The 26,114-nt window shown below is 74.4% G+C and carries 28 protein-coding genes; 17 read left to right on the forward strand and 11 right to left on the reverse strand.

Annotation, left to right across the window (positions count from 1 at the left end; genetic code table 11):
* Positions 1–170 precede the first annotated feature (170 nt).
* From ACFCLZ_RS30900 to ACFCLZ_RS30910, 3 genes are all read left to right on the forward strand, one after another.
* Positions 171–299 (forward strand): hypothetical protein, encoded by a 129-nt coding sequence (locus tag ACFCLZ_RS30900; RefSeq protein ID WP_380281172.1) that lies wholly within the window; start codon positions 171–173, stop codon positions 297–299.
* 209 nt (positions 300–508) lie between these two features.
* Entirely contained in the window at positions 509–778 is a 270-nt protein-coding gene (locus tag ACFCLZ_RS30905; RefSeq protein ID WP_380281173.1) for a hypothetical protein, read from the forward strand.
* 259 nt (positions 779–1,037) lie between these two features.
* Complete coding sequence (locus ACFCLZ_RS30910) at positions 1,038–1,745, forward strand: winged helix-turn-helix domain-containing protein (protein ID WP_380286339.1); 708 nt, start codon at positions 1,038–1,040, stop codon at positions 1,743–1,745.
* A gap of 64 nt (positions 1,746–1,809) precedes the next feature.
* On the opposite strand, the gene ACFCLZ_RS30915 is transcribed toward ACFCLZ_RS30910, so the two are convergent.
* Positions 1,810–2,592, reverse strand: coding sequence for an IclR family transcriptional regulator (locus ACFCLZ_RS30915; RefSeq protein ID WP_380281174.1), 783 nt, complete (start codon positions 2,590–2,592; stop codon positions 1,810–1,812).
* Positions 2,593–2,991: 399 nt separating this feature from the next.
* Between ACFCLZ_RS30915 and ACFCLZ_RS30920 the strand changes: the two genes are divergently transcribed.
* The 6 genes from ACFCLZ_RS30920 (at position 2,992) to ACFCLZ_RS30945 (ending at position 9,020) form a co-directional block, all read left to right on the forward strand.
* Positions 2,992–4,083 (forward strand): ABC transporter substrate-binding protein, encoded by a 1,092-nt coding sequence (locus ACFCLZ_RS30920; RefSeq protein ID WP_380281175.1) that lies wholly within the window; start codon positions 2,992–2,994, stop codon positions 4,081–4,083.
* 148 nt (positions 4,084–4,231) lie between these two features.
* Positions 4,232–5,251: an NrtA/SsuA/CpmA family ABC transporter substrate-binding protein gene (locus tag ACFCLZ_RS30925; RefSeq protein ID WP_380281176.1), complete on the forward strand. Its 1,020-nt coding sequence runs from the start codon at positions 4,232–4,234 to the stop codon at positions 5,249–5,251.
* Between the two features lie 17 nt (positions 5,252–5,268).
* Positions 5,269–6,150: an ABC transporter permease gene (locus ACFCLZ_RS30930; RefSeq protein WP_380286340.1), complete on the forward strand. Its 882-nt coding sequence runs from the start codon at positions 5,269–5,271 to the stop codon at positions 6,148–6,150.
* Positions 6,147–6,920 carry an ABC transporter ATP-binding protein gene (locus tag ACFCLZ_RS30935; protein ID WP_380281177.1) on the forward strand — a complete coding sequence of 258 codons (774 nt, stop codon included), beginning with the start codon at positions 6,147–6,149 and terminating at the stop codon, positions 6,918–6,920. The genes ACFCLZ_RS30930 and ACFCLZ_RS30935 overlap by 4 nt, the downstream gene beginning before the upstream one ends.
* A gap of 114 nt (positions 6,921–7,034) precedes the next feature.
* Positions 7,035–7,940 (forward strand): ABC transporter substrate-binding protein, encoded by a 906-nt coding sequence (locus tag ACFCLZ_RS30940; RefSeq protein ID WP_380281178.1) that lies wholly within the window; start codon positions 7,035–7,037, stop codon positions 7,938–7,940.
* A gap of 3 nt (positions 7,941–7,943) precedes the next feature.
* Positions 7,944–9,020 (forward strand): LLM class flavin-dependent oxidoreductase, encoded by a 1,077-nt coding sequence (locus ACFCLZ_RS30945; protein ID WP_380281179.1) that lies wholly within the window; start codon positions 7,944–7,946, stop codon positions 9,018–9,020.
* 273 nt (positions 9,021–9,293) lie between these two features.
* On the opposite strand, the gene ACFCLZ_RS30950 is transcribed toward ACFCLZ_RS30945, so the two are convergent.
* A complete protein-coding gene (locus tag ACFCLZ_RS30950; RefSeq protein ID WP_380281180.1) occupies positions 9,294–10,286 on the reverse strand; it encodes an aldo/keto reductase in 993 nt (330 codons plus the stop codon).
* A gap of 209 nt (positions 10,287–10,495) precedes the next feature.
* On the opposite strand from ACFCLZ_RS30950, the gene ACFCLZ_RS30955 reads away from it, so the two are divergent.
* The 4 genes from ACFCLZ_RS30955 to ACFCLZ_RS30970 all read left to right on the forward strand — a co-directional run bounded on the left by ACFCLZ_RS30955 (position 10,496) and on the right by ACFCLZ_RS30970 (position 13,131).
* Positions 10,496–11,062, forward strand: a complete 567-nt coding sequence (locus tag ACFCLZ_RS30955) for a TetR/AcrR family transcriptional regulator (protein ID WP_380281181.1) — start codon at positions 10,496–10,498, stop codon at positions 11,060–11,062.
* Between the two features lie 61 nt (positions 11,063–11,123).
* Positions 11,124–11,717 (forward strand): DUF4865 family protein, encoded by a 594-nt coding sequence (locus tag ACFCLZ_RS30960; protein ID WP_380281182.1) that lies wholly within the window; start codon positions 11,124–11,126, stop codon positions 11,715–11,717.
* A 17-nt stretch (positions 11,718–11,734) separates the two neighbouring features.
* On the forward strand, positions 11,735–12,181 hold the full coding sequence (locus ACFCLZ_RS30965) for a carboxymuconolactone decarboxylase family protein (protein WP_380281183.1): 447 nt from the start codon (positions 11,735–11,737) through the stop codon (positions 12,179–12,181).
* On the forward strand, positions 12,178–13,131 hold the full coding sequence (locus ACFCLZ_RS30970; RefSeq protein WP_380281184.1) for a phosphotriesterase: 954 nt from the start codon (positions 12,178–12,180) through the stop codon (positions 13,129–13,131). The genes ACFCLZ_RS30965 and ACFCLZ_RS30970 overlap by 4 nt, the downstream gene beginning before the upstream one ends.
* A 107-nt stretch (positions 13,132–13,238) precedes the next feature.
* Here the strand turns inward: ACFCLZ_RS30970 and ACFCLZ_RS30975 are convergent, their stop codons facing one another.
* Positions 13,239–14,003: an SDR family NAD(P)-dependent oxidoreductase gene (locus tag ACFCLZ_RS30975; protein WP_380281185.1), complete on the reverse strand. Its 765-nt coding sequence runs from the start codon at positions 14,001–14,003 to the stop codon at positions 13,239–13,241.
* 108 nt (positions 14,004–14,111) lie between these two features.
* Here ACFCLZ_RS30975 and ACFCLZ_RS30980 point away from each other — a divergent pair, with 108 nt between their 5' ends.
* Entirely contained in the window at positions 14,112–14,732 is a 621-nt protein-coding gene (locus ACFCLZ_RS30980; RefSeq protein ID WP_380281186.1) for a TetR family transcriptional regulator, read from the forward strand.
* A gap of 236 nt (positions 14,733–14,968) precedes the next feature.
* Positions 14,969–16,117 carry an alpha/beta hydrolase gene (locus ACFCLZ_RS30985; protein WP_380281187.1) on the forward strand — a complete coding sequence of 383 codons (1,149 nt, stop codon included), beginning with the start codon at positions 14,969–14,971 and terminating at the stop codon, positions 16,115–16,117.
* 48 nt (positions 16,118–16,165) lie between these two features.
* Here ACFCLZ_RS30985 and ACFCLZ_RS30990 read toward each other — a convergent pair whose 3' ends face one another.
* From ACFCLZ_RS30990 to ACFCLZ_RS31000, 3 genes are all read right to left on the reverse strand, one after another.
* Positions 16,166–16,495: a hypothetical protein gene (locus tag ACFCLZ_RS30990; RefSeq protein WP_380281188.1), complete on the reverse strand. Its 330-nt coding sequence runs from the start codon at positions 16,493–16,495 to the stop codon at positions 16,166–16,168.
* A 216-nt stretch (positions 16,496–16,711) separates the two neighbouring features.
* Entirely contained in the window at positions 16,712–17,338 is a 627-nt protein-coding gene (locus ACFCLZ_RS30995) for a hypothetical protein (RefSeq protein WP_380281189.1), read from the reverse strand.
* Between the two features lie 258 nt (positions 17,339–17,596).
* Positions 17,597–18,394, reverse strand: a complete 798-nt coding sequence (locus ACFCLZ_RS31000) for an IclR family transcriptional regulator (protein WP_380281190.1) — start codon at positions 18,392–18,394, stop codon at positions 17,597–17,599.
* A gap of 131 nt (positions 18,395–18,525) precedes the next feature.
* Here ACFCLZ_RS31000 and aceB point away from each other — a divergent pair, with 131 nt between their 5' ends.
* Positions 18,526–20,175: a malate synthase A gene (aceB, locus tag ACFCLZ_RS31005; RefSeq protein WP_380281191.1), complete on the forward strand. Its 1,650-nt coding sequence runs from the start codon at positions 18,526–18,528 to the stop codon at positions 20,173–20,175.
* 99 nt (positions 20,176–20,274) lie between these two features.
* Here the strand turns inward: aceB and ACFCLZ_RS31010 are convergent, their stop codons facing one another.
* Positions 20,275–21,324 carry an ArsR/SmtB family transcription factor gene (locus ACFCLZ_RS31010; RefSeq protein ID WP_380281192.1) on the reverse strand — a complete coding sequence of 350 codons (1,050 nt, stop codon included), beginning with the start codon at positions 21,322–21,324 and terminating at the stop codon, positions 20,275–20,277.
* A gap of 55 nt (positions 21,325–21,379) precedes the next feature.
* Here ACFCLZ_RS31010 and ACFCLZ_RS31015 point away from each other — a divergent pair, with 55 nt between their 5' ends.
* Positions 21,380–22,663 carry an MFS transporter gene (locus ACFCLZ_RS31015; protein WP_380281193.1) on the forward strand — a complete coding sequence of 428 codons (1,284 nt, stop codon included), beginning with the start codon at positions 21,380–21,382 and terminating at the stop codon, positions 22,661–22,663.
* Positions 22,664–22,730: 67 nt separating this feature from the next.
* On the opposite strand, the gene ACFCLZ_RS31020 is transcribed toward ACFCLZ_RS31015, so the two are convergent.
* From ACFCLZ_RS31020 to uraD, 4 genes are all read right to left on the reverse strand, one after another.
* Positions 22,731–24,116 carry an 8-oxoguanine deaminase gene (locus ACFCLZ_RS31020; RefSeq protein WP_380281194.1) on the reverse strand — a complete coding sequence of 462 codons (1,386 nt, stop codon included), beginning with the start codon at positions 24,114–24,116 and terminating at the stop codon, positions 22,731–22,733.
* A gap of 54 nt (positions 24,117–24,170) precedes the next feature.
* A complete protein-coding gene (gene pucL, locus ACFCLZ_RS31025; RefSeq protein ID WP_380281195.1) occupies positions 24,171–25,091 on the reverse strand; it encodes a factor-independent urate hydroxylase in 921 nt (306 codons plus the stop codon).
* A gap of 29 nt (positions 25,092–25,120) precedes the next feature.
* Positions 25,121–25,456: a hydroxyisourate hydrolase gene (gene uraH, locus ACFCLZ_RS31030; RefSeq protein ID WP_380281196.1), complete on the reverse strand. Its 336-nt coding sequence runs from the start codon at positions 25,454–25,456 to the stop codon at positions 25,121–25,123.
* Between the two features lie 83 nt (positions 25,457–25,539).
* Entirely contained in the window at positions 25,540–26,043 is a 504-nt protein-coding gene (gene uraD, locus ACFCLZ_RS31035) for a 2-oxo-4-hydroxy-4-carboxy-5-ureidoimidazoline decarboxylase (RefSeq protein ID WP_380281197.1), read from the reverse strand.
* Positions 26,044–26,114: the final 71 nt, after the last annotated feature.

Below are 26,114 nucleotides of genomic sequence, written 5' to 3' on the forward strand. Positions count from 1 at the left end.
GGCAGGTTGCCTTGACCGGCCCGGCGTGGAAGGCTCTGTGGACGGAGGCCGCCCGGCGCGTTGCCGGGGTGCCTCGAACGTGCCGCGCACCGAGTGCGCCCGGCACGCGCGCCACAGCGCGGCACAGGGACGTGCCGGCGCATCGGGACCAGAGGGGGGAGGGCCGCACCGTGAACGTCGAGCAGCGACGTGCCGCGGCCGTGTCCGCCTCCCTGGTTCTCCCCGTCCCGGTCACCCCGGCGCTGACCGTCCGGCGGTACATCGACCACGCGCTCATCTGCAGCGCCTGCTGTCGCTGACGTCGCCACCCTTCGCCGTCCACGTCACCGTCGCCGTCGCCCGCCGTCCGGGGATCCCTCCCGTCCGGCCCGGCCCGCCCCGGTCGCCCGATCGGGTCGTCTGATCGGGCCCGGTGGAAGCCGACGGCCCCTCGCACCGTCGACCAGGCAGCACCGGACAGCCGTCCGGTGAGCCGCCGTCGTCCCTGCCCGCTTCGCGGAGAGCACCAGTGAACCTCACCAGCACCACCCTCCACCCCGCCGCCACCACCGTCACCGTCCGCGCCGCCGCCCGCGTCGCCGCCGGGACGGCCGGGGCGGCCGGGGCGATGCGGTGCCGTGCGGGGTCCACCCGGCCGGATGGGCGCGGGAACCACGCCGAGGACGGAAGAAGAGGTCGGCACCTCGACCTCGAGCCGTTCTGGCCGTCCCGGCAGCCGCACCTGTTCGACCAGACGTGTCCGGGATCGCCCAGCGCGTCCCGGTACTCCCTCCGCTGACCTCGGGTCAGTCCTCGGCAGTACGCCCGGTCGACGCGCAGACGACTCCACCCCGTCCGTCACGCGCGAAATGAGCGGCATCATGTCCACCCCTTCCACCGCCACCCTTCCCATCCCCTCGGCGACCCCGCACCTGCGCGCGGTCCGCTCCGTCCCCTCGACTCCCGAACGCCGGCACGGCGGGCCCGTCCCGCAGCGCCCGGCGGTCGGCCAGCCCGGCTCCGTCCCGCCCGTCGGGGCGGTCCCCTCCGTCTCCCCGGTGTCGCCCGGCCCGGCCCCGGCCGTGCCGTCGCTCCCGCCGCAGGCGCTGCTCGCGGCGCTGCCGGAGGGTGCGGCGGTGGTCGCGGCGCTGCCCCAGGGTTCGCTGCCGCAGGCCCTGCTCGCCCAGTACGGGGCGCAGTTCGGCGCCTCGGCCGGGCAGCCGATGGTCGGCTACCTGGTGCTGGTCCCGGCCGAGGGCGGCGCTGCGCCGACCGGCTTCCCGGTCGCCTCGATCGCGGCCCCGGCCCCCGCCGCCGGTGCGCCGACCGGCCCGTCCGTCGCCGCGCCCTTCGGTTCCGGTGCGTCCGTCGTCGGCCAGCCCTTCGCCGGTGTGTCCGCCGCGGGCCAGCCCGCCGTCGGTGCGGCGGCCTCCGGTGCGTTCGCCGTCGGCGCTCCCGTCCGCCCGGTGCGACCCGCCGGCCGTGGCATCACGGTCGACGTGGAGCGCCGCAACGCCTACGTGGACGGACGGCTGCTCGACCTCACCTACCTGGAGTTCGAGCTGCTCGCCCACCTGACCGAGCACCCGCAGCGGGTGCACACCCGCGACCACCTGGTCTCCGCCGTCTGGGGCTACGGCCACGTCGGCGACGGCCGCACGGTGGACGTGCACGTGGCCCGGCTGCGCCGCAAGCTCGGCGTGGCCTACCGGGACAGCATCGTGACGGTCCGCCGGGTCGGCTACAAGTACACCCCGGTCGCCTGACGACCACTGGCCGGGCCGGGCGTTCCCGTGAACGCCCGGCCCTCGCCTTTGTGGTGACGTTGCGTCATGAGCGTTGGTCGGGCGGCAGCAGCAGGACGGCGAGCGCGCCGGCGCAGGACCGCGCGTGGCCGAGGAACCACTCCAGCCGCTCGTCGGTGAGGTGGGCGGGCGTCGAGCGGACGGCGAGCGCGAAGCGCGCCTGCCCGGAACCGTCCAGCACCGGCACGGCCACCGTGCGCACACCGGCCGCCGACTCGCCGTCGTTGAGCGCGTAGCCGGCCGTCCGGACCTTCTCCAACTCCTCGTCCAGCCGCGCCGGTTCGGTGATGGTCCGGTCGGTGAACGGCGGCAGCGGGCCCAGCGTCGAGGCTCCCGTGTCCCCCGGGCGCGGCCAGGCCAGCAGCACCTTGCCGAGCGCCGTGGAGTGCAGCGGACGGCGCAGCCCCAGCCCGGTGTCCGGGCGGACGGAGGCGCCGACCAGGATCACCGCGTGCGGACCGCTGCGGATCGCGAGGTCGGCGGCGGCGCCGGTGCGCCGCGACAGCAGGTCGAGTTCGGGCGCGGCCAGGTGCAGTCCCCGCTGATGGAAGGTGAGTTGACCCAGCTCGGCGACGGCCGGGCCGAGCCGGTAGCGGGCCGTGTGCTCGTCCTGCTCCAGGAATCCGGCGCTGACCAGGGTGCGTGCCAGCCGGTGCGCGGTGGAGACCGACAGGCCCATCCGCCGGGCCAGGTCCGAGGCGCTCAGATCGGGGCCGTTGTCGTGGAAGCAGTGCAGCAGGCCGAGGGCCCGCTGGACGGCCTGGGCGCCGGCCGGCGGGCTCTGGACGGCGGTGACGGCCTCGGCCATGGCGCCTCTCGTTCTGTCCTCGGCTCCGGCCGGTTCACCGGAGTCGCTCCCAGACTATGGCAGCGCGTGCTGCGGGAATGTGTCAACGGTGTTGCAAAAGCATGCCGTTCATGAACAACGGATCCCATGATGTGGCAAACCCTTGTCCGGCGCCCGCGATCCGTGGAACGCTCGGCACAGCGCACCGGACGGGCCCCGTCCACCGCGCACCCGACCGCAGGAAGGAGCAGTGCCGTGACGAACCGCCGGTGCCCCGCCTCCTGCGCCTGTTGTCGCTGACGCGCCGCTTCCGTCCGCGCCGACCGCTCCCGGACTCCCCGCCCCGTCACGCCTGGTGACCCGTGCCGCGCCGCGCCCCGCCGCGTTCGCGCGCACCCTGCCGCAGAGGACCAGCCCACCGTGCCCAGCCCCGACAGCCCTGCCGCTGCCGCCCCGACCGCCACCGCCCCGACCGCGGTCGCTTCGACCGCGTCCGCCCCCGAGGCGCCCGACACCCTCTGGTTCACCCGCTGCCCCGTCCCCACCGCGACCGGCATCGCGGCCGACCGGGGCTGGCTCGGCCGGGAGTTCGCCGCCGACGGCATCGCCGTCCGCTCGCTCCAGGACGTGCCGCCGGAGGTGGCCGCCGACCACCACTACACCCACGCCCTGACCGGGCTGTTCCGCGAGGGCGGCAACGTGCCGGCGCTCTGGGCCCGTTCGCGCGGCGAGCGGACCAGGCTGATCGGGCTCACCTGGATCGAGGAGCGCCAGGTCGTCCTGGTCCGGGCCGGCAGCGACATCACCGGCCCCGGGCAGCTGCGCGGCCGACGGCTCGCCGTCCCACGACATGGGATCACGATCGACTTCTGGCGGGCGATGGCCCTGGCCGGTCTGCGCGGAGCGCTCTCGCTCGCCGGACTCACGCTGGACGACGCCGAGCTGGTGGACGTGCCGGCGGCACCGGACGGCGGGCAGTGGGCCGCGGAGCTGGCGGCGCTGCGCGACGGCGTCGTGGACGCGGTCTACGTCAAGGGCGCGCTCGCGGTCGAGGCGGCCCGCCGGATCGGCGCGGAGGTCGCCGTCGACCTGGACGGTGCGCCGGACCGCCGTGCCCGGGTGAACAACGGCACGCCCCGGCCGATCACCGTCCACCAGGAGCTGCTGGACGATCATCCGGACCTGGTGGCCCGCTTCCTCGCCGTGCTGCTGGAGGCCGCCGACTGGGCCGCCGAGCGCCCGGCGGAGGTCGCACGCATCCTGAGCGCCGAGACCGGAGCGGGGGAGGAGGGCGTCTCCGGCGCGTACGCGCAGGGCGGCCACCGCACCCTGCACCTCGACCTGTCCGAGGAGCGCCTCGCCCTCCTGGAGCAGCAGAAACGTTTCCTTGAGCAGCAGGGATTCCTGGCCGGCCCGGTCGACGTCCACGCCTGGGCCGACCCCGAGCCGCTCCGCGCCGCCCGCGCCCTGCTTGCCGCCCGCCGCGCCGAAGGGCGGACACACGGCGGCTGACAGCGATCGGGTGACAGATTTCAGAATCTGTCATCTGTTATCTGTCAGCTGAAATCTGTCAGCTGTCAGTTGTCAGCCGCCGACCACCGGCACCGCCCGCCCGCCCGCTCCGCGCGCCCCCGCCACCCCCTCCTCAGGAGTCGACCCCGTGAACCCCTCCCGCCTCGCCCTCGCCGCCACCGCACTGCTCGCCACCACCGCCCTGGCCGCCTGCGGCTCGTCCGCCGACGGGGCCAAGGCCTCCGCCGACGGCGGCAAGGCCGAGGTCGTGCTCCGGGTTCCCGACCCCGGCAACAACGGCTTCCTCGCCCTCGGGAAGAAGGACGGCTCGCTGGACCGGGCGCTGGCCACCGTCCACGCCAAGGTCTCCTGGACCGGCAGCGCCGGCCCGTTCGCCCCCGCCGCCCAGGCGCTCTCCGCCGATCAGCTCGACGTCGCCCAGGGCTCGATCACCTCCGCCGTCGCCGCACTCGCCCAGAAGCCCGGCTTCAAGCTGTTCGCCCAGACCGCCCCCGACGGCGTCGGCGAGGGCATCCTGGTGAAGAACGACTCGCCGATCAAGAGCGTGCAGGACCTCGTCGGCCGCAAGGTCGCCGTCAGCCAGGGCGGCACCAGCGAGTACCTGCTGCTCAAGGCGCTGGAGAAGAACGGCATCCCGGCCGACAAGGTCGAGCGGGTCTATCTGCGCGCCGACCAGACCTCGGGCGTCTTCAACTCCGGCCAGGTCGACGCCTGGGCCACCTGGAACACCTTCTCCACTCCGTCGATCGCCAACTCCGGCGCCCACTTCCTGGCCAACGGCAAGGAGGTCGGCTCCGACAACTACGCCGTCTGGGCCGTCCGCAACGGTTTCGTCGACAAGCACCCCGAGGTGGTCCGGGCCTTCTACGACTACCTGCGCGAGAACGGCCTCAAGGAGAAGGCCGACCCGGCCGCCTACCTCAACGTCTTCACCGACTCCGGGCCGACCGCCGTCACCCCGGCCGAGAAGGACGTCGCGATCGGGGTCGTCCGGCAGGGCTCCGCCGCCGGCGCCATCGGCGAGGCCGACGTCACCCGGTTCGGCACCGTCGCGGCGTTCTTCGCCGACCAGAAGGTCACCAAGCAGCTGGTCGACGTCAAGCCGTACCTGATCGACGTCGACAAGCTCGGGACCGGTGCCAAGTGAGCACCATCACCGACCCGTTGAGCGAACCGGCGGCCGCGCCCACGGCCGGGGAGGACGCCGACCGCGGCACCGGGGCCGCCCGCGCGGCCGGCCTGGTCGAGCCCCGCACCCGCCTCCAGGCCCCGCGCCCCCGGGCCCTCGCCTTCACCCTGCGCACCCTCGGCCCGCTGGCCCTGCTCGGCGGCTGGGCCCTCGCCTCCGCCACCGGCGCCCTCACCCAGGACGTGCTGGCCTCGCCTGCCCAGGTCGCCGAGGCGGTCGGCGAACTGTGGGGCAACGGCCAGCTCGCCGACGCCCTCACCGTCTCGCTCACCCGGGCCGGCCTCGGCCTGCTGATCGGCGCGACCACCGGCCTGGTGCTCGGCGTCGTGACCGGCTTCTTCCGCCTCGGCGAGGAGCTGCTGGACTCGGCCGTGCAGGTGCTGCGCACCGTCCCCTTCCTCGCGCTCGTCCCGCTGTTCATGGTCTGGTTCGGCATCACCGAGACCGCCAAGGTCGCCCTGATCGGCGTCGCCACCACCTTCCCGATGTACGTGTCGACGTCCGGCGGCGTCCGGAACACCGACCGCAAACTCATCGAGGCCATGCGCAGCTTCGGCCTCGGCCGCTGGGCGATCGTGCGCACGGTCGTCCTGCCCGGCGCCCTGCCGGCACTGCTCTCCGGACTGCGGCTGTCGATGACGCTCAGCGTGATCGCGCTGATCGCCGCCGAGGAGATCAACTCCACCGAGGGCATCGGCTACTTGATGGCCCAGGCGCAGAACTACTCACGTACCGACATCCTCGCCGTCTGCATCCTCATCTACGGACTGCTGGGACTCACCGCCGACGGCGTCGTCCGCCTCCTGGAGCGCGTCCTGATGCCCTGGCGCAAGGCCACCCAGGGAGCCGCCCGATGAGCACCGCGCCCGCCACCACCGCACCCGCCGCCACCGCCGCACCCGCCGCCACCACCGAACCCGCCACCACCTCGACCGCCCCCGCCGTCCACCTGCGCGGACTGCGCCGGGTGTTCGGCACCCGGGCCGTCCTCGACGGCGTCGACCTCTCCATCGACCGCGGCGAGTTCGTCGCCCTGCTCGGCGCCAGCGGCACCGGCAAGACCACCCTGCTGCGGATCCTCGGCGCCCTCGACCGGGCCGACGCCGGCACCGTCCTGGTACCGCCGGTGCGTACGGTGGTCTTCCAGGAACCCCGGCTGGTCCCCTCGAAGCGGGTGCTCGCCAACGTCACCGTCGGCCTGCCGCGCGGCGCCGCCACCCGGGAGACCGGGCTCAAGGCGCTCGCCGAGGTCGGCCTCGAGCGGCACGCCGACGCCTGGCCCGCCACCCTCTCCGGTGGCGAGGCACAGCGCGCCGCGCTCGCCCGGGCACTCGTCCGGGAGCCTCAACTGCTCCTGCTGGACGAGCCGTTCGCCGCCCTGGACGCGCTCACCCGGCTGCGCATGCAGGACCTCGTGGGCGACCTCGTCCGCCGCCACCGCCCCGCCGTCCTGCTGGTCACCCATGACGTGGACGAGGCCGTGCGGCTCGCCGACCGGGTCGCCGTGCTCCGGGACGGCAAGCTGGTGCGCGACGAACGCGTCACCGTCGAGCGCCCGCGCGACCCCGCCGATCCGGCCTTCGCCGAACTGCGCCGCGGCCTGCTCGCCGACCTCGGCGTCCACTGAACCCCCGCCCCGTCCTCCGCCCTTCACCGCTCTTCACCGCCCCTCACCGCTCTTCACCGTCCTGCACCGCCCTTCGTCGTCCGACCCCCGCCCGCACCACAGGAGTTGATCCCCATGGCCATCACCCTCGGCGTCCACGCCAGCAACCCCTCGCTCTACTACCTCTCCCGACTCGACTACCTGGCCGAGGAGTTGGCCCCGCTCGGGGAGACCGGTGCGTTCCACCACTACAGTGACGGCACCCGCACCGGCGAGCTGCTCGCCGACGGCACCATCGACTTCGGCGGCACCGGCTCCACCCCGCCGGTCACCGCCCAGGCCGCCGGCCACGACCTGGTCTACGCGGCGGTCTCGGCTCCCCGCCCCGACCACGGCGCGCTGCTGGTGCGCGCCGACGGCCCGGTGCGGACGGTCGCCGACCTCAAGGGCGGCACCGTCGTCCTCTCCATCGGCTCCTGGCAGACCCACCTGCTCGCCAAGGCCCTGCACGCCGAGGGCCTCTCCTACGCCGACGACGTCACCGCCGTCCGCCCGGCGGCCGGCGAGGACCAGGCGCGGCGGCTGCGCGAGGGCGAGATCGTCGGCTGGATCGCCCAGGGTGCCGAGCTGGCCGCCGCCCGGCGCGGCGGAGAGTTCCGCGAGCTGGTCCGCACCGGTGACGTGATCACCGACCGCTCGGTGTTCTTCACCCGCCGCGGGTTCGCGGCCGACCGCCCCGAGGTGGTCGCCGCGATCGCCACCGCCCTGCGCCGTGCGGACGCCTGGGTGGCCGCACACCTGCCGGAGGCCGCCGCGATCGCCGCCGAGGACCTCGGCGGCAGTGCCGAGGACTGGCACGCGGCGCTGGCCGGGCTGCCGTGGCGGCTGGAGCCGGCGACCGCCGCGTTCGTCGCCGAGCAGCAGGAGGCGGCCGACATCTTCCACCGGGTCGGCTTCATCGACCGCGCGGTGACCGTCGGCGACGCCCACCTGTCCGCGCTGGAGGCCCCGGTGGCCGCCGCCGTCGCCGAGGCGGTCTGACCGATGGCCTCCGAAGTCCTCTGGTACATCATCCCGCGCGAGGGCCACTACCCCTGGGAGCCGGCCGGCCGCCGGCCGGTCGATCTCCGCTACCTCCAGCAACTCGCCGGCAGCGTCGAGCGCCTGGGCTACACCGGCGCGCTGCTGGCGACCGACCTCCACGACGTGTGGGACCTCGGCAACGCCCTGGCCGCCGCCACCACCCCGGCGTTCAAGCCGCTGCTGGCCGTCCACCCCGGGCTGATCTCGCCCACCCTGCTGGCGAAGATGGCGCTCAGCTTCGACCACCTGCACGGCGGACGCCTGCGCTTCAACGTGGTCAACGGCTCCACCGAGCAGCTGCGCGAGTACGGCCTGCACGTCGAGCACGACGACCGCTACCGGCTCAGCGCCGAGTACTGGTCGATCGTCAAGCGCCTCACGGCCGGTGAAGTCTTCGACCACAAGGGCGAGTTCTACGACCTGCGGAACGCCGGGGCGAGCCTGCGCGAACTCACCCCGGTCCAGCCGGACGGCATTCCGCTCTGGTTCGGCGGCAGTTCACCGGCCGGCATCGAGATGGCCGCCCAGCACGTGGACGTCTACCTCACCTGGGGCGAGCCGCCGCAGCAGCTGAAGGAGAAGCTCGACCTGGTCCGCGAACGGGCCGCCGCGCACGGCCGCAGCCTGCGGATCGGCCTGCGGCTGCACGTTATCGTCCGCGACACCGAGGACGAGGCCTGGGCCGCCGCCGACCGGCTGCTCGACGTCACCAGCGAGGCCACCTACGCCCGTCAGCTCGGCGGGGTGCGCGGGGAGGACGGGGTCGGCTGGCAGCGGCAGTTCCGCCAGCACGGCGGCAAGGTCCCGGCACGGGCACGGGAGTTGGAGGTCCACCCCAACCTCTGGCCCGGGATGAGCCTGTTCCGCCCCGGCCCGGGCACCGCCGTGGTCGGCTCGACGGCCCAGGTGATCGAGCGGCTCCAGGAGTTCGAGTCGCTCGGGGTGGACACCTTCATCCTCTCCGGCAACCCGCTGCTGGAGGAGGCCCACCGGGTCGCCGAGACGGTGCTACCGGCGCTGGGCGTCCGCCGCCGGTAGGGCGCCGGGCAGGAGGGGGAACGGCAGCGGCGAGGTCAGCGCCAGCTGCCGGGCGAAGCGGGCGACGGCCCGGAGGAGGAACATCCGCACGGCGGGCTCCCGAGGTCTCGAAGGACGCGTACGGACGGTCCCGTACACGCGGTCCAACGAGCGCGGTGCCCGGCCGGTCACGCGTCATCGACCGGCCGGGCACCGCGGCATCCCGCACCCCGGCATCCCGCACCGCGCCCGGCCGGGCTGTACCCGGCCGGGCCGGAGCGCCGCCCTCGGGGCTCAGCGGCTCAGTACGTCGATCTCGGCCAGCTCCTCGGCGGTCAGCGGACCGCCCGCCAGCGCGTCGAGGTTCTGGTCCAGCTGCGCCACGCTGCTGGCCCCGATGATCACCGACACCACCCGCGGGTCCCGCAGCACCCAGCTGAGCGCCAGCTGCGCCAGGCTCTGCCCGCGCCGCTCCGCCACCTTGGCGAGCGCCCGCAGCTGCTCCAGCTTCGCCTCGGTGAGCGCCTCCTCGCGGAGGAACTTGCCGACCGACATCCGCGACCCGGCCGGCACCTGGCCGGACAGGTAGCGGTCGGTCAACAGGCCCTGCGCCAGCGGCGAGTAGGCGATCAGGCTGGTCTGCGTCTCGGCGACCGCGTCCAGCACGCCCTCGTCCTCGACGTAGCGGTTGAGGACGGAGTACGCGCACTGGTTCATCAGGACCGGCGTGCCCAGCTCGCGCAGGATCGCCACCGCCTCGCGGTGCTGTTCCGCGGGGTAGTTGGAGATGCCCGCGTACAGCGCCTTGCCCGCCCGGACCGCCGAGTCCAGCGCGCCCATGGTCTCCTCGAGCGGGGTGTTCCGGTCGTAGCGGTGCGAGTAGAAGACGTCCACGTAGTCGAGGCCCATCCGGCCCAGCGACTGGTCCAGGCTGGCCAGCAGGTACTTGCGGCTGCCGCCCTCGCCGTACGGGCCGGGCCACATGTCGTAGCCGGCCTTGGAGGCGATGAACAGCTCGTCCCGGTACGGGCGGAAGTCCTGGGCGAAGAGGTACCCGAAGTTGCGCTCGGCGCTGCCGTACGGCGGGCCGTAGTTGTTGGCCAGGTCGAAGTGGGTGACACCCCGGTCGAAGGCGCGGCGCAGCACGGCCCGCTGGACGTCGAGCGGCTGGGCGTCACCGAAGTTGTGCCACAGGCCCAGCGAGACGGCGGGGAGCAGCACGCCACTGCGGCCGGCCCGGCGGTAGGTCATCGAGGCGTAGCGGTCATCCGCGGCGAGGTAGGTCATGCCGGACATCCTGCCAGGCCGCGGCCGTTCGAGGTGATCTGTGCCACCATCCGTCGAGGAATGCTGGGCGGGGCGGGCGGGGACGACGATCACACAGGGCCGTGGACCGCCGGGGGGCGGCCCACGGCCTGGCGGCTGTCCGGGGCCGCCGTACGTTCTGTACCTACTGGTATGTACAGCTGGCTGTACCTGTAGGTACAGTGATCGGCATGGCAACCCAGGACCGCCTCATCGAGAGCACCCAGGAACTCCTCTGGGAACGCGGCTACGTCGGTACCAGCCCCAAGGCCATCCAGCAGCGCGCCGGCGTCGGCCAGGGCAGCATGTACCACCACTTCGACGGGAAGCCGGACCTCGCGGCCGCCGCCCTGCGCCGCAGCGCCGAGCAGATGCGCGCCGTCGCCGAGGCCGACCTCGCCGGCCCCGGCACCGCCCACGACCGGGTCGCCGCCTATCTGCGGCGCGAGCGCGACGTGCTGCGCGGCTGCCGGATCGGGCGGATGGCCCAGGATCCGGAGGTGGTCGCCGACCCCCGGCTGCGGGCGCCCGTGGAGGAGACCTTCGACTGGTTGCGCGGCCGGATCGCCGAGGTGATCGCCGAGGGCCAGGCGGCCGGCGACCTGCGGCCGGGCGCCGAGCCCGCCGACCTCGCCGCCGCCGTGGTCGCGGTCGTGCAGGGCGGCTACGTGCTCGCCCGCGCCGCCGACAGCGCCGAACCGTTCGAGCGGGCCGTCCGCGGCGCCCTGGCCCTGCTCGCCGCACACCGCACCGACTGAGCCGCCGCACCGACCGTCACCGGCCCGACTGTCACCGGCCCGACCCCTTCCGGAGCCCGCCGTGCACGCCATGCAGTACGAGATCACCCTCCCCGCCGACTACGACATGGGGATCGTCCACCGGCGGATCGCCACCCGGGGCCACCTGCTCGACGACCACCCCGGCCTCGGTCTCAAGGCCTACCTGGTGCGCGAACGCGGCCTCGACGGCTCGCCGGTCAACCAGTACGCGCCGTTCTACCTCTGGCGCACCGCCGAGGGCATGAACACCTTCCTCTGGGGCCCCGGATTCCGCGGCCTCAGCGCCGACTTCGGCCGCCCCGCCGTACGGCACTGGCTCGGCACGGGACTGCGCCGCGGCCCGGCCGCCGGGGGAGGGCCCGCCGGGGGAGGGCCCGCCACCGCCACCCGGCACACCGAGCGGCTCCCCGAGGGCGCCGACCCCGCCGAGGCCGTCGAACGCGCCCTCGCCGAACTGCCCGACCGCCCCGACCTGCACACCGCCGCCGTCGCCGTCGACCCGGACCGCTGGGAACTGCTGCGCTTCGCCCTCTGGCGCGCCGCCGCCCCGGACGACGTGCCGGGCACCCGGTACCGCGTGCACCACCTCTCCAGCCCCGAACTCGACCGGCTGCCCGTCGGCCGGCACTGGTGAAAGGATCCCCGCACCCGATGAACGAGGCCGCAACTCCCGAAACCGGCACGCGCGTCGAGGAGGGCCTCGCCCCCGCCGACCTCGCCCCCGCCCCGCTCGACCGGGCCGCCGGCTACGCCCTGCTCGCCGACCTCGCCGGCCCCGGGACCCGGGCCGACACCCTGGGCCCGCTCGACGAACTCGCCCCCGGCTTCCCCGACTGGATCGTCACCGCGCTCTTCGGCGGCACCTACCAGCGGCCCGGACTCGCCCTGCGCGACCGCCAGGTGGCCAACCTCGCCGCGCTCACCGCGCTCGGCGGCGTGGAGCCGCAGCTCGCCGACCATGTCCGCAACAGCCTGCGGATCGGGCTGACCCAGGAGGAGATCACCGAGGTCCTGGTGCACCTCGCGCCCTACGTCGGCGTTCCCAAGGCGCTCGCCGGGCTGCGGGTCGCCGCCGCCACCTTCGCGGAGACGGCATGAGCGCCCGCACCGGCGCGAGCGCCGTCCGCACCGTCCTCGGCGACCTCGACCCCGCCGACCTCGGCGTCTGCGACGCCCATGACCACCTCTTCCTGCGCAGTCCGCGGCTGCCCGGTGAGGAACTCGACGACCCGGCCGCCGCCGCCGAGGTCCTGCGCGCCTTCGCGGCGGCCGGCGGCCGGGCGTTCGTCCAGTGGACGCCCGCCGGGATGGGGCGGCGCGCCGCCCTGCTGCCGGAACTCTCCCGCGCGACCGGCGTCCAACTGGTCGCGGCCACCGGGCTCCACCAGGCCGTCCACTACGACCCGGCGGACCTCGAACGGCGCTACGCCGGACTCGCGGGGTTCTTCGTCACGGAGCTCACCACCGGACTGCACGGCGCGCCCGAGGGCGTTCGCGCCGGGCTGATCAAGGTGGCCGGAGACTTCCACGGCCTGGACGCCCACACCCGGCGGGTGATGGCGGCCGCCGCCGAGGCGCACCATGCCACCGGCGCGCCGATCGCCGTCCACCACGAACTCGGCACCGCCGCGCCGGAGGTCCTCGCCCTGCTCTGCGAACGCCACGGCGTCCCGCCCGGCCGGGTGATCCTCGGCCACCTCAACCGGCACCCGGATCTGCGTCTGCACCGCGAACTCGCCGCCTCGGGAGCCTTCCTGGCCCTGGACGGTCCCTCCCGCGCGCACCACGCGACGGACCACCACCTCTTCGACACGGTGGCCGCCCTCGTCGAGGCCGGTCACGCCGACCGCCTGCTCCTCGGCGGCGACACCACCACCCGCACCGCCCGGCACGCGCCCGGCCCGGCCCACCTGCTGACGGCGCTCGCCCCCCGCCTGGCCCGCGAGTTCGGCGCAGACCTCCCGCACCGCCTCCTCACCGCGAACCCGGCCCGGGCCTTCGCGGCCGCGTGGCGGTCGGGGCCGGCGGGGCTGCCGACCGACAACTGACAGCTGACAGAATCTGAAATCTGTTATCTGTCATCTGAAATCTGTCAGTTGTCAGTTGTCAGCCCCGCGCCCGGCCCGGGTGGCGCGGGCCCGGCCGCGCCGGGGCCTCACATGTGGGTGCCGCCGTCGATCCGCAGCTCCGTGCCCGTGACGAACGCGCCGTCGTCCGAGGCGAGCATGGCGATCACCCCGGCCACGGTCTCCGGCCCGGCGAAGCCCTGTCCGATCGCGGGGGAGAGCTTGGCGAGCAGGCTGAAGTCGGCGTCCGCCGGCAGGCCCGGGTCGTGGGTCATGCCGCTGTCGATGCTGCCGGGCGCGACGCACACCGCGCGCAGGCCCTGCTTGGCGTACTCGGCGGCGATCGCGTGGGTGAAGGACTGGATGCCGCCCTTGGTCGCGGCGTACGCGGCCATGTAGGGGTGGGCGAAGGTCGCGGAGGTGGAGCTGAAGTTCACCACCACGCCCTTGCCGCCCGCGAGCAGCGCCGGCAGCGCCTCGCGGGTCATCAGGAACGTGCCGGTCAGGTTGACCGCGATCACCTTGTTCCAGAAGTCCAGGCTGGTCTCGTGGGTGTGCGAGGAGCGCAGGATCCCGGCCGCGTTGACCAGTGCGTCCAGGCCGCCGAGCGCGGCCACGGCCTCGGCGACGCCGGCCCGGACGGCGGCCTCGTCCGACACGTCCAGCACCGTGGTGGTGAGGCGGTCGGCGGTGCCCTCGGCGGTGGCGCGGTCCAGGGTGGCCTTCAGGCCGTCCTCGTTGACGTCGACGGCGACGACCCGCCCGCCCTCGGCGAGGATCCGGTGCACGGTGGCCTGGCCGATGCCAGAGCCGCCGCCGGTGATCAGGACGTTCCGTCCGGTGAAGCGCTCCATGGTGGTACTCCGTTCCGTTCGTGGTCTCGCGACCTTACTGGCACGGTACGCCCATGTGGCACGTTGTGCCAAAAAGTCTCGACGTGCCGACTCGCGTACGCTGAGCCCGTGACCGGACGCCCCACCCTCACCCAGCGCCGCCGCGAGATCACCCGGCTGGAGATCGCCCGGGCCGCGGCCGAACTGTTCGCCGCGCGCGGCGCCGAGGCCACCACCGCCGAGGAGATCGCCCAGGCGTCGGGCATCTCGCTGCGCACCTTCTACCGCTACTTCTCGGAGAAGGAGGACGCCGTCGCCCCGCTGCTCGCGGCCGGCGGCGAGCGCTGGGTGCGGCTGTTCGCCGAGAGCGCGTCCGACCTGCCGGTCCGCGAGGCGCTGGAGCGCTCGGCGGCCGAGTCGCTGAGCCCGGCCGACGCGCAGGCCGGCGAGGCCATGCGCTGGACCCGCGAGCTGCTGCGCGACCCCCGCCTCGCCTCGGTCTGGCAGCGGGTGCACGCCGACTCCGAGGAGCGGCTGCGGGCCTCGATCGCCGACCGCTGCCCGCCGGGGACCGACGCCCTGGAGGTCCGGCTCGCCGCTGCCGCCGCCACCGCCGCCATCCGGGTCGCCCTGGAGCAGTGGGCGCTCTCCGGGGCCCCGGCCACCGGCCCCGGCTCGCCCCGCGAACTCGGCGCCCGCTGCGTGCGCGAACTCACCGGGGGCCTCGGCCTGTGGAACCACGTCAACTGACCGCGCCCGGGTCACCTCCGCGCGGGATTGCCCGCGACGCCGCTGCCCGGCCGTGCCTCCTCCTCCGGGCCGAGGACGTCACCGCTGGTCGGCGGGGGCGGAGCGGCTCGCGCGGACGCTAGGCTGAGGGGTCGCGCCCGGGCGACGAACTCGCTGTGGTCGGGGGAACCGGGGCGGCCCTCCCGGGTGTCCTTCCCCCGGGGCGGGGGAGTACGAGGCGTGGGAGCAAACACGACATGGGTCTGACGAGCCACAAGGTGCTGGCGTTGACCGTCCTGGTCGCCGTCGCGGCGATGGCCGGAACGGTCTGGCTGTGGCCGAGACTGTCCAAGCGGAGCTGGCAGGCCGTCCTCGGCCGGATCGGCGCCCTGCTCGCCACTCAGCTGGCCGTGCTCGCCGCGCTCGGCCTGGTGGCCAACAACTACTTCGCGTTCTACAGCAGTTGGGACGACCTGCTGGGTACTGGCGACAACGGCCCGGTGGTCATCCAGAACAAGGTGGACGCCTCCGGCCGGCTGCGCGTCGAGACCATCGGCCACGCCGAGGTGCAGGGCGGCGGCGCGCTCGGCCGCGACCCCGGGAAGTCCGGCGAGATCCGCGAGGTCCGCATCGACGGCGCCACCACCCGCCTCTCCACCGAGGGGTACGTGTACCTGCCGCCCCAGTACTTCCAGCCGGAGTACGCCCAGACGAAGTTCCCGGTCCTGATCGTCAGCACCGGCTTCCCGGGCATCGCCAAGAACCTCGTCACCCGGCTCAACTACCCGGGCGCGGCGCTCAAGCTGCTCCAGGAGGGCCGTATGCAGCCGACCGTCATGGTGCTGGTGCGTCCCTCGCCGGCGCTGCCGCAGGACACCGAGTGCGAGGACGTCCCGGGCGGCCCGCAGTCCGAGACCTACTTCACCAAGGACGTGCCCTCGGCGGTCCAGGCGACCTTCCGGGTGTCCTCCGACCCGCAGTCCTGGGCGTTCATGGGCAACTCGACCGGCGGCTACTGCGCGCTCAAGCTGGCGATGCGCCACCCGGAGGTCTTCCCCACCGCCGTCTCGCTCTCCGGCTACTACCAGGCCGCCGAGGACCCGACCACCGGCGACCTCTTCAAGGGCAGCGCCCAGCGGCGCAACGAGGCCGACCTGATGTGGCGGCTCAAGAACCTTCCGCAGCCCAAGGTCGCCGTGCTGCTGGCCGGCACCAGGGAGGGCGACGGCGACTACCGGCGCGAGACCGAGGCGTTCGTGGCCGCCGCGCACAGCCCGATGAAGGTCTCCTACAGCATGCTGGAGACGGGCGGCCACAACTTCGAGACCTGGAGCAGGCTGCTCCCGTCCTCGCTGGAGTGGATCTCCCAGCACCTCGCCGCCCCGGCCGCCGGCCGGCCGGTCTGACCGTTCTGACCGGATCCCGCGCGGGCCGCTCCGGCGCGGGGCCGGGGCTCAGGCCACCTGCTCCAGCGTGCCGGTGTGCAGCTCGCCGACCCGGCCGCCCTCGCCCTCGTACGTCCAGAACGCGCGGACCGTCATCCGGGCCAGGTCCATGACGTGGCTGACGGTGATGCCGCTCACCTCGGTCCAGCTCACGAAGTACAGCTGCGGGCCGACCTCGGCGACGTGCAGGGTGACGTCCTCCCACTGGCCCGCCGACTCGCCGAGCCCCTCCCAGCGCAGCCGCTTGCCGTCGGCCGAGTAGGCGTTGCGGAAGGCCGCGCCGTTGTCGACCCGGAACAGGTAGGTACGGCCGGCGAAGGCGGGCAGGGGCGCGGTCATGGTGGGGCGGGTCTCCTTGTCGGGCTGCGCGGACGGAACTCCAACCTATCCGACCGCTCCGCCTCCGCGGCGCACTTTCCCCGCCGGACCCGCCACACCGGCCGGCCCGCCCCGGTCCGGCGCCCGGTCCTCGACACCGTCCCCGGGGCGCGGGGCACCACCGCCCCGCGCCCCGGGGCACCGCGCCGGTCACCCCGGCGCGGACCGCCCCCGCGCCTACCGCTGACGGGTCGTCTCGACGACCTCGATCTCGAACGGCTGCCGGTTGTTCTCGTCGTTGCAGTCGTCGTCGCTGCGCACCGCCACCCAGCCCCCGGTCAGCGTGCCGGGGGCCGGGACGGTGGCCGCCAGCCGGACCGGGACGAGCGCCGTCGCGCTGCGGAACTGCGGCAGGCCGGCCGGGAAGCTGCAGCGCACCCGGTGGCCCTCGTGGAAGGCGTAGCAGTTCTCCGGGAAGTACGGGCCCTCGGCGGTGACGCCCTCGGGGAGGGTGACCACGACGGTGAACGGCGAGGCGGTCGTGTCCGGGCCGAGGTTGCCGATGAAGGCGTGCACCGTGGTGGTGCCGCCGGGCGGGGCTGGGTCCGGGTCCATGCGGACCACGTAGAGGTCGGAGTCCGACGGCCGGGCCGCCGACGCCGACGCCGGGGCGGCGGCCGCGTCCGAGGTCGCCGGGCCCGCGTTCGCCGCGGTCGTGTTCGCGTCCGCGTCCGCGTTCGCGTTCGCCGCGCCGCCCGGATCGGCCGCCGGCTCCGCGGCGGGGGCGCTCGCCCCCGGCGCGAGCGCCTGGTCGTCCGGCGTGCACACATCCGCCCACGCCTGCCCGGCGGCCAGCGCCGCCACCGCGCACCCCACTGCCAACGATCTGCCGAGGAGACCTCGAACGGATCCGCTGCGGGTCATCCCGCTCACCCTGCCCTCCGTGTCCGGCGCCCCGCGCCGTCGCGGGCCGCGTCCGGACCAGCGTCGCCGACGGGTCCGTACAGACCGGGGCAAACCGGGAGCAACCCGCACTCGGGTGGCTCGAACGGGCGAAGGATTGTCATACGAACGCCCGCCCCAGGAACGTCCGTCGTGACGCCGCCCGCCGCGCGGCCGGCGTCAGGGAGCCAGGACCTGCCCGAGCCGGGTCGCGATCCCCTGCATCACCGGTACCAGGGACGCCGTGCCGGCCGGCTCCTCCAGGGCCCGGATCCGGGCCTCCGGGCCGGAGACCGACAGTGCCGTCGGGGTCGGCGCGCCCGGGACGGCGAGCGCGATGCAGCGCACCCCGATCTCCTGCTCCTGGTCGTCGACCACGTAGCCGCGCTCGCGCGCCTCGGCCAACTGGCGCATCAGCTCCTGCGGGTCGGTCACCGTGTGCGGGGTGTGCGCGGGCAGCGGGTTGGGGCCGAGGACCGCGCGCGCCTCCTCCTGCGGCAGCTGCGCCAGCAGCGCCTTGCCGACGCCGGTGCAGTGCGGCTGCACCCGGCGGCCGACCTCGGTGAACATCCGCATCGAGCGCCGCGACTGCACCTGGCCGACGTACACCACCTCGCCGCCCTCCAGTACCGCCAGGTTGGCGGTCTCGCCGGTGGCCTCCATCAGCTCGGCCAGGTAGGGGCGGGCCCAGCTGCCGAGCAGCCGGCCGGCGGTCTCGCCGAGCCGGATCAGCCGCGGGCCGAGGGTGTAGCGGCGGGTGGCGTCCTGGCGGACATAGCCCTGCTGGACGAGGGTACGAACCAGGCGGTGGATGGTCGGCATCGGCAGGCCGGAGGAGGTGGAGAGCTCGCTGAGCGTCGCCACGCCGCCGGAGTCGGCGAGCGCCTCCAGCAGCTGGAAGGCGCGCTCGACGGACTGCACCCCGCCGCTCGCACGCTCCGTGGTCGTTCTCTCGGTGCCGTCGGAGGTCGGTGCCACCGGCCGTCCCTTCGCTGTCGGGGGAGGAGTGCGCTCCCGGCGATCATCTCGACAAACCGCTGAAATTCTGTATCGCGGAAACTATTCTCCACCTTACAGAATCAAGCCCTCCACCTGGGAGTGTCCTGCTCATGGCTGAAGATCAGGGAACCGGAACCCCCGCCGCCGCTCCGGTCGTCACGGTCGCGGGTCCGCACGTCGACCGGGCCGAGGAGGTGCTCACCCCGGAGGCGCTCGCCTTCGTCGCCGGGCTGCACCGCGCGTTCGAGGGCCGGCGCCGCGAGCTGCTCGCCCGCCGCCGGGAGCGCCGGGCCGAGATCGCCCGCACCGGCACCCTGGACTTCCTCCCCGAAACGGCCGCCGTCCGCGCCGCCGACTGGCGGGTCGCCGAGGCCCCCGGCGCGCTGCGGGACCGCCGGGTCGAGATCACCGGCCCCACCGACCGCAAGATGGCGATCAACGCGCTCAACTCCGGCGCCAGGGTCTGGCTCGCCGACTTCGAGGACGCCACCTCCCCCACCTGGGAGAACCTCGTCGGCGGCCAGATCAACCTGATCGACGCCTTCGAGGGCCGGATCGACTTCACCACCTCCGCCGGCAAGGCCTACGCCCTGCGGCCCGCCGCCGAACTCGCCACCGTCGTGGTCCGCCCGCGCGGCTGGCACCTCGACGAGAACCACCTGCTGGTCGACGGCGAACCGGTGGCCGGGGCCTTCCTCGACTTCGGCCTCTACTTCTTCCACAACGCCGCCCGGCTGCTCGCCCGCGGCGCCGACGACCCCAACTCCGGGCCGTACTTCTACCTCCCGAAGACCGAGAGCCACCTGGAGGCCCGGCTCTGGAACGACGTCTTCACCCACGCCCAGGCCGAACTGGGCATCGAGCACGGCACGATCCGCGCCACCGTGCTCATCGAGACCGTCACCGCCGCGTTCGAGATGGACGAGATCCTCCACGAACTGCGCGACCACGCCGCCGGGCTCAACGCCGGCCGCTGGGACTACCTGTTCTCCCTCGTCAAGAACTTCCGCGACGCCGGCGAGCACTACATCCTGCCGGACCGCAACACCGTCACCATGGCCTCCCCGTTCATGGCCGCCTACACCCGGCTGCTGGTGCGGACCTGCCACCGGCGCGGCGCCCACGCGATCGGCGGCATGGCCGCCTTCGTCCCCAGCCGCAAGGACCCCGAGGTCAACGCGGCCGCCCTGGAGAAGGTCAAGGCCGACAAGGACCGCGAGGCCGGCCAGGGCTTCGACGGCTCCTGGGTCGCCCACCCCGACCTCGTCCCGGTCGCCCGCGCCTCCTTCGACGCCGTCCTCGGCGGGCGCCCGCACCAGAAGGACAACCCCGGACCGGCCGGACCGGTCACCGCCGAGCAGCTGCTCGACATCGCCGGCGCCGGCGGCAGCTGCACCCGCAACGGGCTGCACAACGCCGTCCAGGTCGGCATCCGCTACATCGAGGCCTGGCTGCGCGGCCTCGGCGCGGTCGCCATCTTCCACATGATGGAGGACGCCGCCACCGCCGAGATCTCCCGCTCGCAGATCTGGCAGTGGATCCACAACGACGTCGTCCTCGCCGACACCGGTGAGAAGGCCACCGCCGAACTGGTCCGCCGCCTGGTCGCCGAGGAGCTGGCCGCGCTGCGGGCCGAACTCGGCGAGCAGGCCTACGCCGCCGGACGCTGGGGCGAGGCCGCGCGGCTCTTCGAACAGGTCGCCCTGGACCAGGAGTTCGCGGACTTCCTGACCCTGCCCGCGCTGCCCCTGCTGGGCTGACCCCCCCGACGGCCCGACCCGTCCCGACCGTCCCGACCCGGCCCGGTCGCCCCTGCCGCCGCTGCCGCCTCCGCCTCCGCCGTCCCCGGCCGGCCCGCCTCAGGGGCGGCCGGCCGTCAGCGCGTCGCCGAGGCCGCTGCGCCGGTAGAGCACCCGGCGGCCGTGCCGGGTCCGCTCCAGCAGCCCGGCGGCGGCCAACGCGCCGAGATGCCGGCTGACCGCGCCCGGCGTCACCCCCAGCCGGTGGGCGAGCTCCGTGGTGCTGGCCGGGGCCGCCAGCAGCATCAGCAGCCGCGCCCGGGCCGGGCCGATCAGCCCCACCAGCCCGGCCGGCCCGGCCGAAGCGGCGGGCGCCGAGGGCGGACCGGCCGGCCCGCCGGGCCCCGTCAGGCCCTCCGCCATGGTGGCCCGGCCGCGCGCCGGATAGGTGATCAGCGGCGGGTCGTCCTGGGTGATGTCGGTCTGCGCGCCGCGTCCGCCCAGCGTCGGGATCAGCACCAGCCCCCGCCCGGCCACCTCCACCACCGAGTCGCCCAGCGCCAGGACCACCGGGGTGTGGTCGGTCAGCCGCAGCACCCCGTCGCGCCAGGAGATCCGGCCGTCCAGGTCCGCGAACAGCCCCTCCGCGCCGCGCTCGGCGAGCAGCCGGGCCCGGTACGCGAGGTCCGCCTCCAGCACCGACCGCGCCCGCGGCCACCACACGGGGGCCAGACAGCGGGTCCAGTACGCCTCCAGCGCCTCCGCCGCCCGGGCGGTCAGCGCGGCCAGCGCCGCCGGGTCGTCGACCGGCGCCGCCAGCACCGGGGGCAGCGGGCACCCGCCGCCCGGGTAGGCGGCCAGCAGATCCGCCCGCACCACCTCCGGCGGGGTGCGCGCCATCTCGGCGAGCTCATCGGCGAAGTCCGGACGGGGCGCGGCCGGACGCGGCGTCAGGAAGTCCGGCACGAAGCCGCTCGGGGCGATCAGCACGTCCAACAGCTCGGTGTCCAGGGCGGCGTAGCGGTCCTGCCAGCCGGCGATCCACGGCTGCTGCTCCGGGTAGTACGACGGCCAATGGCGGGCGCGCAGGCCCAACACCGCCTCCTGCAGCGGGGAGTAGGCGAACCAGGTGGCGGCGAGGTCGTCGACCCCGAGGCGGAACTCGAACATTGACCGTAACGGTAAAAGAATTCCGCCCGCCCGGGAACCCCGCTGTGCTTCTGCCATGACCTCCTCCACCTCTGCGGGGGCGCCTGCGCGCGCCCCCGGCCGCCGCCTGCTGCCCACCGAGCCGCTGCTGCGCCGGCTCGTGCTGATGAGCCTGGTGAACGCCGTCGGCGACGGGCTCTTCGTCACGGTGAACGTGCTGTTCTTCACCCGCTCCCTCGGTCTGACGCCCGGTTCGGTGGCGCTCGGCCTCACCGTCGCCGGGGTGTGCGGCGTGTTCGCCGGGGTGCCGATGGGGCGCCTCGCCGACCGGACGGGGAGCAGGCGACTGCTGCTCGTGCTCGGGCCGCTGGAGGCGGCGGCGCTGCTCGGCTACGCCTTCGTGCACTCCTTCGCCGCGTTCGTCGTCCTGGCCTGCGCCGCGACGGTGCTGTCGCGCGGGGCGGGGGCGGTGCGCAGCGCGCTGATCGCGCGGGCGCTGCCGGCCGAGGGGCAGGTGCGCTCGCGCGCGCTGCTGCGCTCGGTGGCGAACGCGGGTCTGGTGGTCGGCTCGCTCGGCGCGGTGCTCGCCCTGCAGGCGGACTCCTACGCCGGGTACGTGACGATGCTGGTGCTGGACGCGGCGAGCTTCCTCGGCGTGACGGCACTGCTGACGGGTCTGCCGGAGCCCGCAACTCCTGCTTCCGGTGCGGGGGTTGGCGGGGCAGCCGAGGGCGGTCGGCGGACGGCGCTGCGTGACCGCCGCTATCTGCTGGTCACCGCGCTGCACGCCGTCCTGGAGCTGCAACTCGCGGTGCTGACGGTGGGGTTGCCGCTCTGGGTGGTGCTCGGCACCGAGGCGCCGGCCGCGACGGTCGCGGCGGTGAACGTGGTCAACTGCCTGCTGGTGGTGCTGTTCCAGGTGCGGGCGAGCCGGGGCGTGACGGGCGTCCCCTCGGCGGCGCGGGCCTGTGCGCGCGGGGCGCTGCTGCTGGCGGCCGGCTGCCTGGGTTACGCGGCGGCGCAGTACGGCCCGGCGTGGGCGGCGGCCGGGATGCTGCTGGCCGGTGCGCTGGTGCACAGTCTGGGCGAGCTGCTGACCTCGGCGGGCGGCTGGACGCTGAGCCTGGATCTGGCGGACGCGCGGGCGCACGGCGAGTACCAGGGGGTGTTCCTGAGCGGGCAGGCGGGCGCGCATGTGATCGGGCCGCTGGTGGTCACCCTGACGGCGGTGGACCACGGGGCGGTCGGCTGGGTGGTGCTGGCGGGCCTGTTCGCCCTGGCCGGGCCCGCGATGCTGCCCGCCGTACGGGGGGCGGCCGTGCGGGGGCCGATGGGCGCGCCCGCGCCGGGGGCCGGGTGAGCCGGGCCGGTGCCGGCGTCCCACGGGGGTGGGCGCTGGCGCCGGCCGATCCGACGCTGACGTAGCGTCAGGATGTGCGGGCCGCAAGGTCCTTGGCGGCTATGGCGCAGGTCCGTGCGATCCGGTCCTCGTCCACCGTGGTCAGCCGGCCCTGCTCGACGACGGCGTTGCCGTTGACGAACAGTACGGCCAGCGGCGGCAGCGCGCCGAAGGTGAGCGCGGCGACCGGGTCGGCGATCGAGGAGTGCATCAGGCCGTCGACCTTCCACAGCGCGAGGTCGGCGAGCTTGCCGGCCTCGATCGAGCCGATCTCGTCCTGCCGTCCGAGCACCCGGGCGCCGCCCATGGTGCCCAGCCGCAGCGCCCGGCGGGCGGTGAGCGCGCGCGGCGAGCCGTGCAGGCGGTTGATCAGCAGGGCGTTGCGCAGTTCGGTGCCGAGTTCGCCGCACTCGTTGGAGGCCGTGCCGTCGACGCCGAGGCCGACCGGGACGCCGGCCGCCAGCATGTCGGGGACCCGCGCGATCCCGGCGGCCATACGGGCGTTGGAGGAGGGGCAGTGCGCGACGCCGGTGCCGGTGCGGGCGAACTTGGCGATGTCGGAGTCGTTCAGGTGGACGCAGTGCGCCATCCAGACGTCCTCGCCGAGCCAGCCGAGCGACTCGAAGTAGTCGGTGGGCGCCATGCCGAACAGCTCCCGGCAGAACGCCTCCTCCTCGGCCGTCTCGGAGCCGTGGGTGTGCAGCCGTACGCCCTTGCGGCGGGCGAGTTCGGCGGACTCCCGCATCAGCCGGGTGGAGACCGAGAACGGGGAGCAGGGCGCGAGGGCGATCTGCAGCATGGAGCCGGGGGAGGCGTCGTGGTGGCGGTCGACGGCCTCCTCGGAGGCGGTGAGGACGGCGTCGAGTTCCTCGACGGCGTGGTCCGGGGGCAGCCCGCCGTCCTTCTCGCCGCGGTCCATGGAGCCGCGCAGCGCGGTGAACCGCAGGCCGAGTTCGCGCACCGCCTCGATCTCGGCGCCGAGGATGTCGCCGCCGTGCCGGGGGAAGACGTAGTGGTGGTCGGCGGAGGTGGTGCAGCCGGACTTGAGCAGCGCGGCGGCGGAGCCCTGGGCGGCGGCGTGCACGAGCCGGTCGTCGATCCGGGCCCAGGTCGGGTAGAGGGCGACCAGCCAGTCGAAGAGGATGTCGTCCTGGGCGAGGCCGCGGGTGATCCACTGGTAGAAGTGGTGGTGGGTGTTGACCAGGCCGGGGGTGACGAGGTGGCCCTCGGCGTCGATCCGGCGCGCCACGTTGTCCAGCCGGGCCGGGGCGGGGCCCTCGCCGACCGCTTCGATCCGGTTGCCGAGCAGCACCACGTGGCCGCGGGCGTACTCGGTGTCGTGGGGGTCGACGGTGGCGATGGCCGCGTTCTCGACGACGATCCGCCGGTCGGCGGGCGGGGGCTGGACTGCCATGGTGACTCCAGGGGGGAGGGCCGGGCGGGCACGGGGCGGGCGGGCGCCCCCGGGTCAGGCGACGGGGATGACCGGGACGACGCCCTCGCGGTGCACGGTGCCCTCGATGAGGCCGTACATCCGGTCGGCGGCGTAGTAGACCTCGTTGTCGTTCTCGAGGCCGAACGGCTCCAGGTCGACCAGGAAGTGGTGCCTGTTGGGGAGTTCGAGGCGGACCTCGTCGACCTCGGCGCGGTGGTCGAGGACGCGGGTGCCCATCGCGTACAGGGTCTGCTGCAGCGAGTAGGAGTACGTCCCGGCGAAGGCCTCCAGCAGGTGCCGCCTGACCTGGGTGTAGCAGCGGTTCCAGGGGGGCTGGGCCTCGTCGCCGCGGCCGGTGTAGCCGTACTTCCAGCGGGCGGTGACCTGCGTGGCGAGGATCCGGTCGTCCGCCTCCCGGAGGGTGGTGTAGCCGTCCTTGAGGTAGCCCCGGAACTCCGAGTCGGTGGAGTTCAGCACGACCAGGTCCTTGAGCCCGGAGACCACCTGGACGGACTCGCCGTCGTAGACGACCTCGCTGGTGCGGACCTCCTGGCCGCTGCGGACGAAGGAGTGGCCGACCTCCTCGGAGCCGACGGGGCGGGCGTTGTCGTCGGGGGTGCGGATCCGCTCCCAGGTGTACTCCTCGATCCGGATCCGGGCCCGGTGGACGACGCCGCGCTCGGTGTCGTCGACGAAGTGCCGGGCCAGCAGGATGCCGTAGGCCTCGGCGGACTCGATGCCGTACCGCTTGGCGAAGGCGTAGACGGTGTTCTTGATGGTGTCGGTGGGCAGGCAGTTGGCGTTGGACCCGGCGAGGTGGACGTCCTCGAACGCGCCGGAGAGGGCGACCGAGACGTTCAGGTCCTTGATGTCGTGCCGGGTGGAGCCCCGGTGGACGCGGACGATGCGGTTCTCCGCCTTGCCGTACTGGTTCTGACCGAGCACGTGGGCCATGGCGTGGCTCTCCCTGTCGATCGAGCGGTCTAGCTTCCGCGGTAGACCGAGTAGCCGAACGGGTTCAGCAGCAACGGCACGTGGTAGTGGTGCTGCGCGGGCGCGACGGTGAAGACGACCGCGACCTCGGGGAAGAACGGCGGGTCCTCGGTCGTGCGTCCGTAGTACGCGGCGGTGTCGAAGACCAGCCGGACGACCGAGCCCGCCTGCACGGGCGGCAGGCCCGTGGCCCGGCCGTCGGAGTCCGTGGCGGTGGTGCCGAGCACCTGCCAGCCACCTTCGGTGTGCAGTGCGAGCTCGACCGGGACGCCCTCGGCCGGGCGGCCGAGGCTGGTGTCGAGCACGTGGGTGGAGATGCCGGTCATGGGTGGGGTGACCTCACTGATGGCAGAGGTGGTGCGGACGGGTGGGCGCGACCATTCGACGATGCGCCGGATCCGACGCGGCGTCAGGCGCCGTCGAGCAGACGGGTGATACGGATGTCGTTGATCCTCCGCAGTTCGCCCCGGACGATCTCCGCCTCGGCGGCGGGGCTGTTGGGGTGGCGCTCGCGCAGCGCGGCGAGCACGGCGGGCGCGGTGCGGCCGGTGGCGCAGATCAGGAACACATGGCCGAACTTGGCCTCGTAGGCGGCGTTCGCCCGGTGCAGTTCGTCGAGCAGGGCCTCGCCGGCCCCGTGGACTGCGGCCTGCTCCCGCTCGGAGGCGGCGTCGCCCTCGGCCGGGGCGCCGATCCGGGCGTGGCCGGCCAGCGCGGCGTGCAGGTCGGCGGTGGAGAGCGCCGCCATCGCCTCGGCGTTGGCGGCGAGCAGGGCCCTGCGGTCCCGCCACGGGCGGGCCGCCGCGACGGCGTCGGCCCAGGCGGGGCTGGCGCAGACGTCCAGCAGGATCTCCCGCAGCTCGGCGGTGTCGGTGGCGGCCAGGGCGTCAAGGGTGTGAGGGCGGTCGGTCACGAGTGGACCTCCTGGAGAGTGGTGCCACCCGCACAAGCTAGATCGGTGGGATCGGGCCGTCAACACTTTGT

It is taken from the genome of Kitasatospora purpeofusca, from assembly GCF_042691725.1.
Lineage (GTDB): Bacteria > Actinomycetota > Actinomycetes > Streptomycetales > Streptomycetaceae > Kitasatospora > Kitasatospora purpeofusca_B.

Bases quoted from the DNA above. Each gene is read 5' to 3' on its own strand.
- ACFCLZ_RS30945 (WP_380281179.1), top strand. From the start codon at position 7,944: ATGGCCTCCGAAGTCCTCTGGTACATCATCCCGCGCGAGGGCCACTAC.
- ACFCLZ_RS30940 (WP_380281178.1), top strand. From the start codon at position 7,035: ATGGCCATCACCCTCGGCGTCCACGCCAGCAACCCCTCGCTCTACTAC.
- aceB (WP_380281191.1), top strand. From the start codon at position 18,526: ATGGCTGAAGATCAGGGAACCGGAACCCCCGCCGCCGCTCCGGTCGTC.
- ACFCLZ_RS30975 (WP_380281185.1), bottom strand. From the start codon at position 14,003: ATGGAGCGCTTCACCGGACGGAACGTCCTGATCACCGGCGGCGGCTCT.
- ACFCLZ_RS30970 (WP_380281184.1), top strand. From the start codon at position 12,178: ATGAGCGCCCGCACCGGCGCGAGCGCCGTCCGCACCGTCCTCGGCGAC.
- ACFCLZ_RS31015 (WP_380281193.1), top strand. From the start codon at position 21,380: ATGACCTCCTCCACCTCTGCGGGGGCGCCTGCGCGCGCCCCCGGCCGC.
- ACFCLZ_RS31010 (WP_380281192.1), bottom strand. From the start codon at position 21,324: ATGTTCGAGTTCCGCCTCGGGGTCGACGACCTCGCCGCCACCTGGTTC.
- ACFCLZ_RS30935 (WP_380281177.1), top strand. From the start codon at position 6,147: ATGAGCACCGCGCCCGCCACCACCGCACCCGCCGCCACCGCCGCACCC.
- ACFCLZ_RS30915 (WP_380281174.1), bottom strand. From the start codon at position 2,592: ATGGCCGAGGCCGTCACCGCCGTCCAGAGCCCGCCGGCCGGCGCCCAG.
- ACFCLZ_RS30965 (WP_380281183.1), top strand. From the start codon at position 11,735: ATGAACGAGGCCGCAACTCCCGAAACCGGCACGCGCGTCGAGGAGGGC.
- ACFCLZ_RS31020 (WP_380281194.1), bottom strand. From the start codon at position 24,116: ATGGCAGTCCAGCCCCCGCCCGCCGACCGGCGGATCGTCGTCGAGAAC.
- ACFCLZ_RS30990 (WP_380281188.1), bottom strand. From the start codon at position 16,495: ATGACCGCGCCCCTGCCCGCCTTCGCCGGCCGTACCTACCTGTTCCGG.
- ACFCLZ_RS30950 (WP_380281180.1), bottom strand. From the start codon at position 10,286: ATGACCTACCTCGCCGCGGATGACCGCTACGCCTCGATGACCTACCGC.
- uraH (WP_380281196.1), bottom strand. From the start codon at position 25,456: ATGACCGGCATCTCCACCCACGTGCTCGACACCAGCCTCGGCCGCCCG.
- pucL (WP_380281195.1), bottom strand. From the start codon at position 25,091: ATGGCCCACGTGCTCGGTCAGAACCAGTACGGCAAGGCGGAGAACCGC.
- ACFCLZ_RS30985 (WP_380281187.1), top strand. From the start codon at position 14,969: ATGGGTCTGACGAGCCACAAGGTGCTGGCGTTGACCGTCCTGGTCGCC.
- ACFCLZ_RS30955 (WP_380281181.1), top strand. From the start codon at position 10,496: ATGGCAACCCAGGACCGCCTCATCGAGAGCACCCAGGAACTCCTCTGG.